8 protein-coding genes are annotated in these 18,666 nt (G+C 53.7%); 1 reads left to right on the forward strand and 7 read right to left on the reverse strand.

Annotated features, from left to right (window positions below; genetic code table 11):
• Positions 1-344: 344 nt before the first annotated feature.
• Complete coding sequence (locus RDU59_08280; GenBank protein MDQ7838476.1) at positions 345-8,930, forward strand: glucoamylase family protein; 8,586 nt, start codon at positions 345-347, stop codon at positions 8,928-8,930.
• Between the two features lie 139 nt (positions 8,931-9,069).
• On the opposite strand, the gene RDU59_08285 is transcribed toward RDU59_08280, so the two are convergent.
• The 7 genes from RDU59_08285 to tolB all read right to left on the reverse strand — a co-directional run bounded on the left by RDU59_08285 (position 9,070) and on the right by tolB (position 18,661).
• Positions 9,070-10,551 carry a nickel-dependent hydrogenase large subunit gene (locus RDU59_08285; GenBank protein MDQ7838477.1) on the reverse strand — a complete coding sequence of 494 codons (1,482 nt, stop codon included), beginning with the start codon at positions 10,549-10,551 and terminating at the stop codon, positions 9,070-9,072.
• Between the two features lie 15 nt (positions 10,552-10,566).
• Positions 10,567-11,487, reverse strand: coding sequence for a hydrogenase small subunit (locus RDU59_08290; protein MDQ7838478.1), 921 nt, complete (start codon positions 11,485-11,487; stop codon positions 10,567-10,569).
• An 836-nt stretch (positions 11,488-12,323) separates the two neighbouring features.
• The gene (locus RDU59_08295) at positions 12,324-14,804 is read right to left on the reverse strand and encodes a DNA internalization-related competence protein ComEC/Rec2 (protein MDQ7838479.1); all 2,481 of its coding nucleotides are present in this window, start codon (positions 14,802-14,804) and stop codon (positions 12,324-12,326) included.
• Positions 14,801-15,181: a MerR family transcriptional regulator gene (locus RDU59_08300; GenBank protein ID MDQ7838480.1), complete on the reverse strand. Its 381-nt coding sequence runs from the start codon at positions 15,179-15,181 to the stop codon at positions 14,801-14,803. Before RDU59_08300 ends, RDU59_08295 begins: the two co-directional genes overlap by 4 nt.
• A 3-nt stretch (positions 15,182-15,184) precedes the next feature.
• Positions 15,185-16,273 carry a molecular chaperone DnaJ gene (gene dnaJ / locus RDU59_08305; GenBank protein MDQ7838481.1) on the reverse strand — a complete coding sequence of 363 codons (1,089 nt, stop codon included), beginning with the start codon at positions 16,271-16,273 and terminating at the stop codon, positions 15,185-15,187.
• A 162-nt stretch (positions 16,274-16,435) separates the two neighbouring features.
• Complete coding sequence (ybgF, locus tag RDU59_08310; protein ID MDQ7838482.1) at positions 16,436-17,338, reverse strand: tol-pal system protein YbgF; 903 nt, start codon at positions 17,336-17,338, stop codon at positions 16,436-16,438.
• 15 nt (positions 17,339-17,353) lie between these two features.
• Entirely contained in the window at positions 17,354-18,661 is a 1,308-nt protein-coding gene (gene tolB / locus RDU59_08315; protein ID MDQ7838483.1) for a Tol-Pal system beta propeller repeat protein TolB, read from the reverse strand.
• Positions 18,662-18,666 lie beyond the last annotated feature (5 nt).

The following is an 18,666-nucleotide window of genomic DNA, read 5'->3' on the forward strand; positions in this document are numbered from 1 at the left end:
ATGTTAATCCCACATATAACCCCTTCGGTAACATTTAATTATGAGGCAACTGGGGTGGGAAGCTGGGAGTTGTTCCAGTCCCAAATAATAAAAAATGCCGGAACTTTACCATTAAGTGTGGTACAAGTTTCAGGGGTAGATATGCCAATCTGCCGGTTTCATGGGGAGTGATTCCAGTCGTTATCGGATTCGCCGAGATTCTTTGCTACGGTAAGATCATATTGCGTCAAGGAATGATAAAAGTCGGCTACCACCGTTGCGACTGGTTTGGCGATACTTCTTTTCAATACGAGGTTTGAAAAGTGAAATTCATCAACAAGACCATTTTTGAGAACCTGTCCCAGTTGCGGGCGAGACTCCGCAGAAACAGCCAGACACAAAAGTGCGCCGACAACGAGCCACCGCTGCGATCGGAACTGTTCAGCAGCGACCAGATGGAACAGCATGGCAAAACCCTTGCAGGCTTGCACAAGTTGGGTCTGGAAAGTGCACCGGACCAGCTTCTGAAGCGGCTGGCTGAGAATGAAAGCATCCTGACCGGAGCCCGCAACCTGTTGACGGATGCGGTTAAAACGAACCGCCGGATTACTCCGGCCGGTGAATGGCTGCTCGATAACTTCTATTTGATCGAAGAGCAGATTCGCACAGCCAGGAGACACTTGCCAAAGGGTTACAGCCGTGAGCTGCCTCGCTTGCTGGGCGGTCCATCAGCCGGGCTTCCGCGCGTGTATGACATCGCCCTGGAAACGATCTCACACGGCGATGGAAGGGTGGACCCGGAAAGTCTCAGCAGTTTCGTTACAGCCTACCAGACAATCACCGCACTGAAGTTAGGCGAATTGTGGGCAATCCCTATTATGCTGCGCCTGGCGTTGGTCGAAAATCTCCGACGCATTGGAACCCGTATCGCCGCCGACAGAATAGACCGAAACCGCGCCGACTATTGGGCGGATAAGATGACGGATATCGCCGGGAAGGACCCGAAAAGCCTGATTTTGGCGATTGCGGACATGGCACGCTCGAACCCGCCGATGGTGAGTTCGTTTGTTGCAGAATTTGCGCGCCGGCTGCAGGGACAAAGCCCCGCGTTGGCAATGCCTCTCACCTGGATTGAGCAGCGGCTCGCCGAGTGTAGCCTGACGATTGAACAGTTGGTACAGACAGAGAACCAGCAACAGGCCGCCGACCAGGTTTCCATAAGCAATAGCATCGCCAGTCTCCGATTTCTTGGAGCAATGGACTGGCGCGAGTTCGTCGAGAAGATGAGCGTAGTTGAACAGACTCTGCGTGAGGACTCCGGCGGAGTCTACGGCAAGATGGATTTTGCGACCCGTGATCGCTACCGTCACGTTGTGGAGAAGATAGCGAAGAACAGCCGGTTGTCCGAAGGCGAGGTGGCGCGCAAAGCGATCCAGCTTGCGCACGAGGCCGCTGCCGAGAAAGGCGGTGACGATCGAGCAGCACATGTCGGCTTCTACCTGATTGACAGGGGATTTTCACAACTCGAACGAACGGCGGAGGTGCGCCTTTCTACCCTTGAAGCTCTTCAGAGAATGGGCCGCCGGTTTCCTTTGTTCCTCTATCTAGGCACAATCATGCTGATGACGGTAATCTTCACCGGGAGTTTGCTGGCCGAAGCTCATGCTGATGGGGTGCAGGGTTGGCCACTCGCGCTGATTGGGAGCCTCTCGCTTCTGTGTGCAAGTCACCTGGCGGTAGCGCTTGTAAACTGGCTGGCGACGTTGCTGGCGACACCGCATCCGCTGCCTCGAATGGACTTCTCCAAAGGGATCCCGCCGGAATCAAGCACGCTGGCCGTGGTCCCGACTATGCTTATAAGCACTCAGAACATAGAGGATCTGATCGAGGCACTTGAAGTCCGGTTCCTGGCAAATAGAGATGAAAACCTGTACTTCGGCCTGTTGACTGATTTTCGAGACGCGGCCGAGGAAACCATTCCGGAGGACGAACCGCTGTTGCGGCTCGCCCGGCAAAAAATCGAAGAGCTGAATGAAAAGTACAGGCGAACAAAAGGCGATACTTTCTTCCTTTTTCATCGCCCGCGCCGATGGAATCCTCGGGAGCGGGTTTGGATGGGTTACGAGCGTAAGAGAGGGAAGCTTGCGGATTTGAATTCGCTTCTGCGTGGAGGCTCAAGAGATCGCTTCTCGCTCGTCGTTGGTAACACTGCAGTCCTATCAAATGTGAAGTATGTGATCACCCTTGACACGGATACACAGCTACCACGCGATTCGGCGTGGCAGTTTGTGGGAGCCATGGCGCACCCGCTGAATCGCGCGCGGTACGACGAAGATAAGCAGCGCGTCTGTGAGGGGTACGGCATCCTCCAGCCACGAGTCGCCGTCAGCCTTCCTGGCACAAACCGGTCGCGGTATGCGCGAATGTGCGGGAGTGATCCTGGCATCGATCCTTATACGCGCGCTGTCTCCGATGTTTACCAGGACCTGTTCGGTGAAGGCTCGTTCATCGGCAAGGGTATCTATGATGTCGATGCATTCGATCTGGCGCTCAGCGGACGTTTCCCCGATAACCGTATTCTCAGCCACGATCTTCTGGAAGGGTGCTACGCGCGGGCGGGGCTGTTGAGCGATGTGCAGTTGTACGAAGAATACCCGTCCAGCTACAGTGCGGACGTGGCCCGCCGGCACCGCTGGATTCGCGGGGATTGGCAGCTTGCGCGGTGGCTGTTGCCATATCTTCCTATTCTTAGGTCCGGCCTTGGAGGTCGCCGTCGGAAGAATCTGCTCTCGGGGCTTTCCCTGTGGAAGCTCCTTGACAATCTTCGGCGCAGTCTCGTGCCAGCGGCGTTGACACTAATGTTGTTGCTGGGCTGGACGGTCTTGTCATCGCCCTGGCTCTGGACTTTGTCTGTGATCGGAATCATCCTGATTCCTTCTTTGATTACCTCTATTCTGGAGATGTTTCAGAAGCCGGGCGATGTGCTTATGGGGCAGCACCTCGCTGCTGCTGTGCGTTCCACCGGCAGGCATTTTAGTCAAGCCGCATTTACGCTCCTGTGTATGCCTTATGAGGCATTTTTCAGCCTGGATGCGATTATACGCACCACGTGGCGGATGCTGGTCACACACAGGCGACTTCTGGAATGGAGTCCGTCGGGCGGGCCGGATCGGAATCGCACGGGTCTCACCGCCTCCTGCCGAACGATGTGGATCGCCCCCATTATTGCCCTTGTCGCGGTGATCTATCTGACGCTTTCAAGGCCGTCTGCTTTAGCTGTGGCCTTGCCTATACTGGGCCTCTGGTTTGCCTCCCCTGCTATCGCTTGGTGGATCAGCCGGCCGCTCGCCCGCCGCAGAGCAAGGCTGACAAATGACCAGATCATCTTTCTCAGGAAGCTTTCCCGGAAAACCTGGGCGTTCTTCGAGACATTTGTGGGCCCTGAAGACCATTGGTTGCCGCCTGATAACTATCAGGAGCATCCCGTTTCCGGGGTCGCACATAGCACGTCACCGACCAACATGGGGGTTGCGCTGCTCGCAAATTTGTCCGCCTATGACTTCGGCTACATCTCGGCCGGACAGCTCATCAAGCGCACTTCGAATGCACTCAAGACGATGGAAACACTGGAAAGGCACCGGGGCCACTTCTACAACTGGTATGACACGCAGTCTCTGAAACCGCTCCAACCTATGTACATTTCGACTGTAGACAGCGGGAACCTTGCTGCCCATCTGCTGACATTGCGGCCGGGGCTGCTCGCACTTCCCGATCAAAGAATCCTGGGAGCGCGTTTTTTTAATGGGCTTAACGACACATTAAATATCCTCACGGACACTATGGAAGTATCTTCATCGGCTGAAATTGTTGAACTTCAGCAAGATATGGAGTCTGCATCTGATAACCCTCCAACCACACTCGCAGCGGCATGGCTGTGCCTTGATAAACTTGCAGCTTCCTCTGCAGGAATTGTCGCCAAATTAGATTCCAATGATTCTGATCGTGAGAGTACGGTAATGTGGTGGGCACTCGCCTTCGCCCGGCAATGTCAGGATGCCATCGATGAGCTGATGTTTTTTAACCCGCCGACAGTCAGCGGCATTGATGAGATACCGACGCTGCGCGAACTGGCAGAACTTGGCAACCAACGCGCCATTGAGAGAATTGCGGCCATCGAACGCCTTGCGCTGCAAACCGGCGAACTATCACGCATGGAGTATGATTTTCTGTTCGATAAGGCAAGTCATCTCCTGGCCATCGGGTACAACCTCAGTGAGCGCAGGCGGGACTCGAGTTACTACGATCTGCTGGCTTCAGAGGCGAGGTTATGCAGTTTTGTGGCGATTGCACAGGGACAACTACCGCAGGAGAGCTGGTTCGCCCTGGGGCGTCTGCTAACTACCGCCGGCGGAGAGCCGATTCTCCTTTCGTGGAGCGGATCGATGTTCGAGTACCTCATGCCATTGCTGGTGATGCCAACGTACGAACACACGCTTCTCGACCAGACATATAAGGCAGCTGTGGACAGGCAAATCGAGTATGGAAAGAAGCGGGGAGTGCCGTGGGGCATTTCGGAATCCGGCTATAACATGATCGATGTCCATCTCAACTACCAGTACCGCGCGTTTGGCGTGCCCGGCTTGGGGCTCAACCGCGGACTCGCCGAGGATCTGGTAATTGCACCCTATGCCTCTGCGCTTGCGCTGATGATAGATCCCGGGGAGGCTTGCCTGAATATGCAACGACTTGCTGCCGAAGGATTTGAAGGGAAGTATGGCTTTTATGAAGCGATCGATTACACTCCTTCGCGTCTGCCGCGCGGACAATCGACTGTGGTGGTCCGGTCCTTCATGGCACATCACGAAGGCATGAGCTTTCTCTCTCTTGCCTCTCTGCTCCTAAATTGCCCAATGCAGAAGAGATTCGAGTCGAATCCCTTGTTCCAGGCGACTATATTGTTGCTCCAGGAGCGAATCCCAAAGGCCACGGCTTTCTATTCGCACACCGCCGAGCCCTCCGACTTGCATGTGGCTTTCGATAGTGAGGAGAGAGCGCCGGTGCGTGTTTTTAGCAGCCCGGATACGCCGGTTCCAGAAGTGCAGTTGTTGTCGAACGGCAGATACCACGTGATGATTACGAATGCGGGCGGCGGTTACAGTCATTGGAAGGATATTGCAGTCACCCGCTGGCGCGAAGACAGTACCTGCGACAACTGGGGCACGTTCTGTTACCTTCGCGACGTGACGAGCGGAGCAGTCTGGTCAACCGCATATCAACCAACACTCAAACGGACGGAGAAGTATGAAGCGATTTTCTCGGAAGGGCGAGCCGAGTTTCGCTGCCGGGACCATGATTTTGATACCCATTCTGAGATCGCTGTTTCACCCGAGGATGACATCGAACTGCGCCGGGTGCGTATCATCAACCGTTCCCGGACGCGCAGAACGATCGATGTTACGAGTTATGCGGAAGTGGTTCTTGCACCTCCTGCTGCGGATGCACTGCATCCTGCGTTCAGCAATCTTTTTGTTCAGACCGAGATCATCCGCAAGCAGCGGGCGATCCTCTGCACCCGCAGGCCCCGCTCCCACGACGAGAAGGCGCCCTGGATGTTTCACATGATGGTTGTGCATGGGGCGGAGACCGGGGAAGTCTCCTATGAGACCGATCGCATGCAGTTTATCGGCCGCGGAAACACCGTTGAAAAACCGCAAGCTATGAGCGGGGTAGCTGATTTTTTTACGGGAGCGCTCTCGGACAGTGAGGGCTCAGTGCTCGATCCGATTGTCGCTGTTCGTTATCGAATAATGCTTGATCCGGAAGAAACGGTAACGATAAATATTGTCTCCGGCATCGGGGATACTCGCGACGGCTGTCTGAGCCTTGTCGAGAAATATCAGGACCGACGACTCGCGGACCGCGTCTTTGACCTGGCATGGACACACAGCCAGGTACTGCTGCGGCAGATCAACGCAACTGAAGCTGACGCGCAGCTCTACGGACACCTTGCCAGTTCGGTGATCTTTGCCAATTCCTCTCTGCGTGCTGAACCTGGGGTCCTCGTCAAGAACCGCCGGGGGCAATCCGGTTTATGGGGCTATGCTATATCCGGTGATTTACCGATCGTGCTGCTGCAGATTGAAGATCCGGCCAATATAGACCTGGTGCGACAACTCGTGCAGGCCCATACGTACTGGCGCTTGAAGGGACTGGCGGTGGACCTGGTGATCTGGAACGAAGATCACGCCGGTTACCGGCAACTTCTGCACGACCAGATCATGGGGCTCATTGCGGCAGGCATCGAAGCCAATGTGACCGATCGACCCGGGGGTATCTTTGTAAGACCTGCTGACCAGATATCGGAGGAGGACCGCATCCTTATCCAAACGGTCGCCCGCGTTATCATCACCGACCGCCGGGGGGCGCTGGCTGAGCAGATCAACCGGCGCAGTTTCGTGGAAGTACCAGTGCCGCTCCTTACACCGACCCGAACGCACCGCTCTGAACCCCTTGCGGTTGCTGCAAGGCCTCGCCACGACCTGATGTTTTTTAATGGGCTGGGCGGATTTACCCCGGATGGGCGCGAGTACGTCATTACGACTGCTCACGGCCAGGTGACGCCGGCGCCGTGGGTGAATGTGCTGGCAAACCCACACTTTGGGTCCGTCATTTCAGAAAGCGGGCTTGCTTACACCTGGAGCGAGAATGCCCATGAGTTCCGCCTCACTCCCTGGGGGAACGATCCCGTGAGCGATTCGAGCGGAGAGGCATTTTACCTCCGTGATGAAGAGCGTGGTCACTTCTGGTCCCCCACGCCGCTGCCCAGCCGCGGAGTGACGCCTTACGTCACCCGGCATGGATTTGGCTATAGCGTCTTCGAGCACACGGAACGAGGCATCCACTCAGAGGTATGGGTTTACGTGGCCCTGGACGCACCGATCAAGTTCACGGTTCTTAAAGTGCGAAACGAGTCGGGGCGATTACGGCGACTCTCAGTTACCGGATACGCTGAATGGGTACTTGGAGACCTGCGACCGAAATCGGCCATGCACGTGGTCACCGAAATTGATCCGAATAGCGGCGCGCTCTTCGCACGCAACCCATATAACACGGAGTTTCGAAACCGGACTGCTTTTTTCGATGTAGACGACATGAACCGGAGCTTAAGCGGCGACCGGACTGAGTTCCTTGGGCGCAACGGCACGTTTCGGAGTCCGGCCGCGATGAGGCGGTCCCGGCTTTCCGGGAAGGTAGGTGCTGCTTTGGATCCCTGCGCCGCTATACAAGTCCCATTTGAGTTAGCCGACGGACAAGAGCGTGAGATCATCTTCAGGCTAGGCGTAGGGCAAGATGCCGATGACGCCAGCAACCTGCTGCGCCGCTTTCGTGGATCTGCTGCCGCGGGCAGTGCGCTTGAAACGGTCTGGCAGTACTGGAACCACACGCTCGGAGCAGTGAATGTGGAAACACCCGACCAGACTGTAAATGTCCTGACCAACGGCTGGCTCTTATACCAAACTACAGCGTGCCGCCTTTGGGCGCGCAGCGGATACTACCAGTCGGGGGGCGCCTTCGGCTTCCGCGACCAGTTGCAGGACGTGATGGCGCTTATCCATACTGAACCGCGTCTCGTACGCGAGCACCTTCTCCTCTGTGCTGCCCGTCAGTTCCAGGAGGGAGATGTCCAGCATTGGTGGCATCCTCCGTCAGGCCGGGGCGTGCGTACGCACTGTTCGGACGATTTCCTCTGGTTGCCGTTGGCTACGTGCCGTTACGTTCTGAACACCGGTGACACCGGGGTGTTGGATGAACCTGTCCACTTCATCGAGGGCCGCCCGGTGAATACGGACGAGGACTCGTATTACGATCTTCCCAGACGGTCTGAACAAGCGGCCAGTTTGTACGACCACTGTGTGCGGGCCATCATGAGGGGCATCAGCCTTGGCGAGCACGGTCTGCCGTTTATCGGCTCGGGTGATTGGAACGACGGCATGAACATGGTCGGCGAACACGGCAAAGGCGAAAGCGTTTGGTTGGGATTCTTCCTTTATGAAGTGCTCATGCGGTTCACCGAGGTTGCACGCCTGCATAGTGACCTGCCCTTCGCCGAACGCTGCGAGAGGGAGGCGGCCCAACTGCGCCTGAATATCGAGCAGAATGGCTGGGATGGTGAATGGTATCGCCGCGCTTACTTCGACGACGGCTCGCCGCTCGGTTCGGCGGGTAATCCCGAATGCCAAATTGATTCCATTGCGCAAAGCTGGTCTGTTTTATCCGGCGCCGGGGATGCCGAGCGCTCGCGCAAGGCAATGGAAGCTGTGGATAAGCGCCTCGTTCACAGGGACCATGCGCTGATCCAGCTCCTGGACCCGCCCTTCGATAAGTCGCATTTGAATCCCGGCTATATAAAAGGGTACGTCCCTGGCGTCAGGGAAAATGGCGGACAATACACTCATGGGGCGATCTGGACAGCGATGGCATTCGCTGCATTGGGCGACAGCCGGCGCGCGTGGGAACTGCTGGCAATAATCAACCCGGTGAACCATGGGAAATCTCCGGAGAAAATTGAAACCTACAAAGTAGAACCATACGTTGTCGCAGCCGACGTATATGCGGTCTCACCACACAGTGGCCGCGGTGGATGGACATGGTACACGGGATCAGCCGGCTGGATGTATCGGCTTATTGTGGAATCACTTCTGGGGCTAAGGCTTGAAGTAGACAAACTGCGTTTCGCGCCGTGCCTCCCTGCGGATTGGGAGATGTTCAAGGTGCATTACCGTTATCGGGAAACGGTCTACCACATCGCCGTTCTGCGCAGGCAGGTTGGCGATGGCGCAACGAGTGTGACCGTCGACGGCGTCCCGCAACAGGATACAACGATTACCCTTATTGACGACCATCAGGAACACGCAGTCGAGGTGAGAATACCCGCCGACGGAATTGATTGATAAGAACTACCTTTTTGGAGTAGAAAAATGGCCTTGTGAGGTGACAAATCGCATAAAAACATGACCTAATAAAAAGACGGCTGCCGGCGGTTCGGTTTGTCGCCGGCAGCCATTTCCATGCCTGCAAGTGAGCAGGGTATTAGCTGACCCTGATCTCGTAAGCCTTCTTGGTATCGACGTGCAACACGTGCACGGCACAACCCAGTCACGGGTCAAAAGAACGTATGACCCGCACCACGTTAAACGGATTTTCCGGATCCGGTACCGGAGTCCCGATAAGGGCCTCTTCAATCGGCCCCCTTTGTCCTTTATCGTCACGGGGCGAGGCATTCCAGGTAGTAGGCGCAATCACCTGATATTTGGCTATCTTGCTATTATCAATCTTGATCCAGTGGCCAACCGATCCCCTGGGCGCTTCACTTAGACCAAATCCCTGACCGGACTTGGGAACGGGTTTCATGATAACACCTGACTCGCCTGGAGTCAATTCATCCAACCACTGGCCAAGGGCCTTGGTCACCAGATAGCATTCTTCGGCCCGGGCCACGTGCCGCCCCATGATGGAAAAGGCCTTTTCACCAAGATCCCGCATACGCACATCCCTTGTTTCATCAATGCCGAGGAATCTGTTGGCCTGTTTGCTCAGCGCCGGGTTGGTTATCCACATCCTGGCCAGCGGCCCGACCTCATGCGGAAGTCCCTTATACCGGGCTGCCTTGATATAGGAGTAAGCGCCCTTTTTGCCGGGTAGTGGTATGGTTTCTCCTTCCGCAGGGTTCTTCCCGGTGGTGCGATCATCATACCAGGAATGGGACACAAACTCCTTGATTTTTTCTACGTCTAACGGGTAATCCTTACCATTGGTATAGACGCCACGCTTTAAGAGAAAGGCGTTTTCCCCGTCGTCTAAGGGAAAGACCCCATAAGACAGGAAGTTTTTGCAACCCGCGCCAACGTTAAACAAATCTTTGTATGCCCCGCCTATCAGATAGACCGTGGGCAGATAAGTATTGGCAATGAAATCTATAACCTTCCCGGCTCGTTCCTTGTACCCGGCGATCTCTTCCCTGGTGGGTATAGCCGTGGCTCCACCCACGACCATGCCCTGGACGATGGGCCCTTTGCCACCCCACATGGCGGTCAGTTCATGGCCGAGGGCTCTTATCTTAAGGGCCTCAAGATACTGGTTAACCGCCACCTGGTTTGTTTTTTCATCGAGCCGGTAATCCCCGTCATAACGGGGGACAAAAGGTTCGGTTCCCGGCCCCTTGACATAATCGAGGGCGGCCAGATGATAAAAATGAAGGACATGATCCCATGCGTAGTCAGAGCCAAGGATAATATTGCGCAACACCCGGCCGTTCTTTGGGGGTTTCACCTTAAAGGCAGAATCCAGGGTCCTGACCGAGGCGCTGGCATGAGAAGTAGGACAGACGCCGCATATGCGCTGTGTGATCTGAGAGGCATCACGCGGGTCTCTGTCTTTTAAGATTATCTCAAATCCCCGGAAGAGGGCGCCGGTGCTGTGGGCATCAACTACCTTTCCGTCCTTGACCTCGACCTCTATCTTTAAGTGACCCTCAATCCGCGTTACCGGGTCAATTACTATCTTTTTTCCCATGTCTTATCCCTCCCTTCATCCTGTGGTCTGTTCATAGAGCGGAGCCATCTCATCCCAGAAATTCGGCTGTACGCAGCCGATACAGATGGCGTTCCGCACACACCAGTTGACCTTGTTGTTCCACTGACGCTGCCAGCAATCGGCATAGGTTTCCATTCCCTTACAGCCGAGTTTCAGGCGGCAACCTTCTTCGCCATAGGACCTGGCAAACTTTCCCTCTTCATAATACTTACGATAGGGACAGTTATCATGGATTGTGTTGCCAAAGAACAGCGTGGGTCGCCTATATTCATCCACAGGCGGAAGGCCCTTGGTCAGTGCATAGGCAATAGTCCCTACCATCCAATCCGGATGGGGAGGACAACCAGGGACATTAACCACCGGCGTTTTTATCCCGTTCTCCTCGAAGATAGCGGTGACCGGTTTTGCTCCGGTGGGATTGGGTTTGGCCGCCGGGATACCGCCAAAAGAGGCGCAGGTGCCAAAGGCCAGGGTTGCCGCGGCCTTTTTACCCATATCAATGGTAGCATCTAACATAGTAATCTCATGTCCTCGACGTTCGCCAACCATACAGAACCGTCCGTCTTCCTTGGTGGGTATAGAACCCTCGACTACCAGATAAAACTTTCCGGCATAATCCTCTGCCACTTTATACATCTTCTCCATGGCCGGTTCACCTTGGGCAGCCATTACTGTGGAATGAAATTTTAAACTGATTATCTTGAGCAGGACGGTGGCAATATCTGGTTCGACGGAATTGAGGAGGGAGACAGAGCATCCGGTACAACCTGAGCCCTGAAGCCATATCACCGGAGGATTACCTGCCAGGGCCTTTTCCAGGGCCTGCGCCACATTCGGGATACCTAGATTGGAAAGCCCGCATGCTGCGGCGGTACCCCCGCATACCTTTAAGAAGTTACGCCTTGTAATTTTCATTCACATCTCCTCCTTTCAAGGCAGTTGTAGGACAACATCTTCTTTTTACTTCCCAGGTAATTACGCTAGTATCTCTCTATCCTTCACCTCCTTTTGGATGGAGTAAGGCATCAATTGTGCTAGTATTCACTATCACAATCTAATTTAGCATGTCAAACCATTTTTCTCTAAATTGAGCTAACCTGCTTATTCCTTGTCGCAATTCAGCTCCACTTCTTTTTAATTCAGTCACGCACCTTATCGTCAACCGACTTAAATCACCCGGCATCTTAAAGGATGCCGACCCAGCCAGTCATTTGAGATACCTGTGGGGTAATTATGTGCACAAGTTCACAAGCATACCCAAAAATTTTTGGCCGCGTCTGTATGTTCCTGCATCCTTTACCAAATCCTGTTTCATTTCCCCTGAGCCCCAAAGGCCATGCCCCTTTAAGGTAGCCTATTACTCCGGCAGGTAAATACATAAAAAATGTCATGTCGGATCCCCAATCAAGTTGAGGACGGGCTTGATCCGGCATCCAGTTCCTTGCTGGATTCCCGCTTTCGCGGGAATGACAGTATTCGGGTATTTTGTTGCCGGAGTAATAACTTATTCCACAACTTTCCTTAACTTTCTTATCGGGAAAGTGGGGACAGGACTTTAATCAGTGTTCATCCGAAAACTGTCGTTTCCAGATTCACGCTTTCAGCCGCCAGCTATCAGCTTTCAGCAAGAAATCAAGACAAACAGCATGTTAAGCTGATAGCTGAGTGTCAAAAATTCGCCGGTATTGTGACGAGATGACAGCTCATCCGGAATTTTGGGTTTCCAGACGAAGGCTGATTAGAAAGGTTCCTTAGCGGGGAAAAGGTTCTATTTGGAGATTATGGCCATCCGTGAGGCAGGTGACCGCCCCGTCCCGGTCTGTCCGGTAGATAGAACAACCCTGATCCACATATCTTTCCAGCACATTCCTATGGGGAAAAGAGAAACGATTAAGCCTCCCCACTGAGAAAATAACCGTATCAGGGGCTACCGCCCTTATAAAACCGGAGGTATTCGATGTATTACTGCCATGATGGGGGGCAAGAAGGACATCGGATTTAAGGACATACCCCCCTTGCAACAGCTCATTCTCCCTGCATGCGTCGATATCACCGGGAAAAAGAAGGTGTCTGCGGCCATAGCTGATTCTGAGGACCAGAGAACGGCGGTTAAGAAGGACGTCCTGCCCGCCCGTCGCCGCCATATCACCGGACGGGCCATAGACATCGACCATAACGCCGTTGATATTAAAAGGGTAGCGGCTGTCCATCTTAAATTCCCGGTGAGGGATGCCTTTATGCGAGACCGCTTGTTGCCAGCGGACAAAGGCCTCTGTCTCTACCCGGTCTCCATTCGCCCAGACCTCTTTGACCTTAAAGTTATCCAGCAAAAAGATAAGACCGCCTATGTGATCAGGATGAGGATGGGTAAGCACCAGGTAGTCTATAGTCCTAATTCCTTTCGCCCTCAAAAAAGGCGCTATCACCCGCTCCCCAATATCAAACCGGCCGCTCAGAGTCCCGCCTCCATCGATAATCATGTTCTTTCCACCGGGGAATTGCACGAGCGCGGCATTCCCCTGACCGACATCCAGAAAGGTGGTCCTGAGCATATCAAAATGGCTTTGCTGATAAGCGCCAACCATTCTTGCCACGAGAATGATAAATAGACAGGTCAGGCCGCACCATCTGAATGCCTTGCGGCGGGAGGCCATAGTAATGAGCAGGACCCCCGCATAAAAAAGGAGTATTTCAAACAAGTAGGGCGGTGTTACCCATAGAGAAGAAAACGGCCAGGCCGCAAAAGAATCAATAATCTTCACCATCGCGGTAAGGCTCAGAGATCCTGCCTGCAGAAATATGTCCGCCAGTTTCAGGGAAAGGGGTGACAGGGCAACGGAAACAAGTCCCAGAGGCAATACCAGCATACCTACCAAAGGGACCACAATAACGTTGGATAAGAGGCCGACCACAGACAGCCGGTGAAAGTGATAGGCCACGATCGGCGCCGTACCCAGGGTAGCGATGGCCGATATCAAAAACAGGCCCCATAACTTATCCACAAACGGGGAAGGCCGCGGACGCAGCCTGGCCAAAGGGTTCTCCCTTTTTCTGCCAAGCCAATCCTGCCAGCGGGGGTAGAAGAAGATTATGGAGAATACGGCCATAAACGATAGCTGAAAAGACGGGGCATAAAGCGCCGCGGGCGAAAAAAGCAATATGGCCCACATAGCCATGGCCAGGTTATTGTAAATATCCCACTGCCGGCCCAGTAGGACAGCGGTGAGAAACACGGAGACCATGATCATGGCCCGGATAGAAGGGTGAGACAGGCCGGCCATGGCCCCATAGAACAGGACTATGGGGATAGAAAACAAGGCGGCTATTTTGAAGGCCGAAAATCTCAGGAGCAGGTAAGAGGAGCGTTTTATCAGCCACAGGCCAAGGGCATAAGCACCCCAGGCCACCATACCCATGTGCAGGCCGGAAATGGCCAGAATGTGAGTCACCCCGGCCCGGGTAAACGCCTCCTGTACGGGTCTGGGGATACTGCCCCTCTCGCCGATAAGAAGGGCCTTGTATAAAGAGGCCGCTAACGGGGTGGCATGGTTATCCAGAAAGCCCTGGATATGAGAACGGGCGTCTTCAATAAGGCTGGAGAGGGCACGCCAAGGCGCATCTTCGAAAAGGCCGCTCTTGCCGATAACCGTCAGAAGATGCGGGTCAGAGACCCAGGCGGTAACGTAAACGTCTCTGAGGGCCATGTGCTTCTCAAAATCAAACCCCCCCGGATTCTTAAAGTTAATTACCGGGCGCAGACTGCCCATCCATAAGAGTCGATCGCCGCAAGCAAGCCGGGCCGGCGGTCTGTCTTTTAGACGCACAAGAATGCGGCCGCTTACGGACCGTATTTCTTCCTGACCAAGATATTGTTCGGCCCTGATCAACAATTCTGTTCTGTCTGGTAAAAAGACCGGCATCTTTTCCAGGACACCGGCCAGGCGTACACTACGTCCGTCAGCCAGGGACAAAAGGTCCCGGGGCGTATTTTGCTCCGGTGAAAAAGCCCCGGCATGGAGATAACCCAGACACACAAAAAGCAGCCAGGACAGTAAGAGACCGCCCTTTCCCTGTCTCTTATCCGGAGCGAGATAACTCGAATAAAACAGGCCGGCCATAAGGGCTGAAACGGCCCCCAGAGCAAAGTTTATTCCACCCTTAAACGGCAGATGATGGTTTAAGACCAGACCGGTGACAAAGGCGGTGAGCAGGATGGGGAGTAGTCTGTTCAATCACTTTCTTCTTGCACTGTGATCTTGGTTATATCTTTTCTAAACGGCCGGGCAGGTAGTTTAGCGGATTCTGCCAAGTAGTCCTTAAGTCTGGACTGTATCTCCTTTTCTATTCCTTCAGTCAGGTGTTCTATCTGTTTTTGCAAGGATAGTATCTTTCTCCGCATCTCAAGAATTACCTCAATCCCGGCCGTATTTACATCCAGGTCCTGACGCAGGCGCACAATCCTGGCCAATTCTTCCATATCTTTCTCTGTAAAAACGAAACGGCCGGACTCCTTCCCGGGCTGCAGGAGCCCTTCACACACATAAAGACGTATGGTCCGGGTGCGAATCCCCAGCCGCCTCGCTACCTCGGTTATAGTATAAATACGCATTTCTTATCTGCCGCCCCCTTTTTTGACCGCCATGTTCTCTTTAAGCTCGCGGAACAGGGCCTCTGAACGGCTATCCAGGTGGCGGGGGATAGCCACCTCGATCTCGACAAATTGATCCCCCCGTGCTCCTCCTTTGAGCGCAGGCACGCCCTTTCCTTTGAGCCGAAATCTCTGCCCGTTTTGCGTCCCAGGCGGCACGGTCATCTCTACCCGCCCATAGAGTGTATCCACAGAGACCTTTCCTCCGAGGACAGCCGTGAAAAGATCAACCGTAGTCTTAACCTGGATATTATTCCCTTCACGGCGGAATACAGGATCAAGTCTAACCTTGATTTCAATGTAAAGATCGCCTGGCGGGCCGCCATTATATCCGGGATATCCCTTACCGGCCAGCCTGATCCTGGAGCCGTTATCCACTCCTTGAGGTATGTGCACGTCAAAGCGCTTCTCTGTCCTCACCATGCCCAACCCATGACAAACCGGGCAACCTTTTGTGCCGATACGCCCGCTGCCGCCGCAACGGCCGCAGGTCGTAACTACATGCACCGCTCCTTTCCGGCTCGCTTTTTGCCCGCTCCCTTTGCAATCAGGACATGTCTCGCCGCTATAGGGATCAATGCCGTTCCCTGCGCATTTCTTGCATGGCTCCTCTTGAGCCAGGCTAACCTGGGTTTTTGTCCCAAAAACTGCGTCGCGGAATTCCACTTCCAGAACAGTATAAAGATCATCCCCCCGCATTGGTTGGGGGCGATAAGAGGCCTTTTCTCCAAAGAGATTTTCAAAGATAGAACTGAAACCCCCTCCGGACTCCGAGGTAAACCGGCCGAAATCAAATACCCTCTCTCCGCCCGGATAGGTATAGCTATAGGAAGAAGCGGCGCTTCTCAGACGGTCATATTCGGCCTTTTTTTCCGGACGGCCGAGGATGTCGTAGGCCTCGCTGATTTCTTTAAATTTTGCCTCTGCCTCTTTATCACCGGGGTTGACATCCGGGTGGTACTTTCGCGCCAGCTTGCGGTAGGCCTTTTTGATCTCTTCATCCGTGGCCTCGGGTTTTACCCCCAGGATGTCGTACAGGTCTTTTTGGATCATGGGTTATGGGACTTTTCCAGCCTCCAAGAATAGTTACTTTATAACTATTCAGGTTCAAAGTTCCAAGGTTCACAGTTCAAGGTTAGAGAACGATGAAAATTGATAGGAGAAGCGAAAAGTAGCCAACCGTGAACCGTGAACCTGACAACCTGAGTAGTTACCTTACTTCTTACCCCACTTTTTTAGATTCGCGCGCGCTGCCTCGGCCTGCTCACTCTTGGGATATTCTTCGAGCAATTTTTCCATAAGGAACCTGGCCGTTTTTGTGTCCCCGAGATGATGAAAGGCCAGCCCTTGTTTCAGCAGGGCGGAGGGAACCTTAGTCCCTTTATGTTCACGGACGACCTTTTCATATTCCAGGATGGCCTCTTCGTAGCGCTCCTGCTGGTAATAACATTCTCCAAGCCAGTACCCGGCATTGCCGGCCAATTCAGAATCAGGGTATTCCTTTAAAAAAGTCCTGAATTTCTCTATAGCCTGCCTGTATGCATTTTCTTTATAAAGCTTGTAGGCCTCATCATAATCTTCCTTTGCCGATTTCCGGGCCTTTATCTTTGTCTTTTCTATGGTAACCGCCTGCCCGGTCACTGCCGGTGTATCGCTTTTTACCTCTTTACCGGCAGACTTATCCTCATGTGAAACATTTTTCTCCAGAACGCTTATCCTGGCCTGAAGACTGTTTATCTGGTCAGAGAGTTTTTGCATCTTTTCGGCTAAGACCTTATCTTCCGCCTCGCTCCGGCCTGTTAACTCCTGCCAGCGATTTTCCTGCCGCTCTATCCTGTCCTGCAGGCGCATCATCTCCGCTTTGATATCCTCAAGCTGTATCCCCATAGCGGCCTGTTTTTTGCTTATAACTTCCACAGACTTAACTGTGTCCATGCTTCTCAGCCCTTCTTTCATCTTAGAGACCTGCTCTTGCAGGCCGCTGATCTCTTTATAGACTTCGCCTGTCTGCCTGCTCAAGACATTGATTTTATCATTTAATATGAGGACATCTTCCTGCACGGCGCAGGCGCTCAGGATCATCACCATACCCATAAAAATAAAAGCGAACCATTTCATAATGTTGTACCCCTTTCAGTTAAGCCGGCGTGACCAGCAAGGTTGTGTCTGCGCGCCGGTCGCAGATGCGCCCGGGCGTGCACTGTTTATAATCCTGCGCTGGCCGCTGCCGTCGGAAAACATGACAAAAAGCTGCGTCTCCCCGCCCCGGGTAGAACTGAAGACTATCTGCCGGCTGTCCGGCGACCAGGAGGGACATTCGTTGTTCCCGGAGGCATCGGTCAATTGTGTTACCTTACCGCTTTTGACATCAATAGTATAGATGTCAAAATGCCGGCCTTTCATGCCGTTGTAAACGATACAATCACTGCGGGGCGACCAGTCCGGAGCCGTGTTATAAGACCCAGCAAAGGTCAGGCGGCGCGTATGCATATTTTGCAAGTCAAGGATGTAGATCTGCGGCGCGCCGGAGGAATCAGAGACATAGGCCAATTGTTTACCATCCGGTGACCAGGCGGGTGAGACGTTTATTCCCCAGTTATTGGTCAGTCGCCGGATAATACTGCCCTGGCGATCGATAAGATAAAGCTGCGAATTGCTCCCGTCCTTGGTCAGCGCAACTGCCAGGAATTTACCATCCGGAGACCAGGCCGGCGAGACATTGATACCTTTAAAGTCTGCCAGTCTCCGGCTTTTCCCGGTATAGATATTTTTAATGTAAAGGATAGGTCTTCCCTCCCGGTAAGAGGTGTAAACTATCTCCTCCCCATCGGGAGAAAACCTTGGAGAAAGGACGATAGAACGTTCCGAGGTGATGCGGCGCGCATTTTCTCCATCAAAGTCGGCTACATATATTTCTTTATGGCCATCCCTAGCCCATACAAAGGCTATTTTAGACTGGCTTATGCCGGGTTCGCCGGTCAGGACCTGAATGACCAGATCACAGAAGCGATGAAGCATGGCCCGATAATTTATCATTTCCCCTTCGTAGCGACGACCAAGGGCTATCTTGCCTTCTGCCACATCGATCAGCACCATTTCAAGCACCAGCCGGTCACCGGCACTTTTAAAGTTGCCCTTAATAACAAACTCGGCCCCCAGGGCGCTCCAATCGGAGGCATCACCGCCGCCGTAAATGTCCGGATCAATGGCGGTAAAAATGCCGTGAAAGACAAGGGCATGCGTAAGGGTATCGGAGAATTTTTTACCTGCCTCCAGGCTGCCCGTCGCCCCGGCCAGCGGACGAAAATAAGGGACTGCGATAGAGATTTTCCGGGTTTGACCCGAGGTGATGTCTATGTAAACCCTCGCGCAGGCATGGCCCGCGGCCAACAACCATCCGGCGAGCATAAGGGCTATAAGATATTTAAGTTTATGCGCCATGCAGA

It is taken from the genome of Thermodesulfobacteriota bacterium (genome assembly GCA_031082315.1).
In the GTDB taxonomy this organism is placed as follows: Bacteria; Desulfobacterota; QYQD01; order QYQD01; family QYQD01; genus QYQD01.

What these genes read in the sequence shown, in the direction of transcription:
- RDU59_08290 (MDQ7838478.1), bottom strand. Translation starts at nt 11,487, where the DNA reads ATGAAAATTACAAGGCGTAACTTCTTAAAGGTATGCGGGGGTACCGCC.
- dnaJ (MDQ7838481.1), bottom strand. Translation starts at nt 16,273, where the DNA reads ATGATCCAAAAAGACCTGTACGACATCCTGGGGGTAAAACCCGAGGCC.
- tolB (MDQ7838483.1), bottom strand. Translation starts at nt 18,661, where the DNA reads ATGGCGCATAAACTTAAATATCTTATAGCCCTTATGCTCGCCGGATGG.
- RDU59_08300 (MDQ7838480.1), bottom strand. Translation starts at nt 15,181, where the DNA reads ATGCGTATTTATACTATAACCGAGGTAGCGAGGCGGCTGGGGATTCGC.
- ybgF (MDQ7838482.1), bottom strand. Translation starts at nt 17,338, where the DNA reads ATGAAATGGTTCGCTTTTATTTTTATGGGTATGGTGATGATCCTGAGC.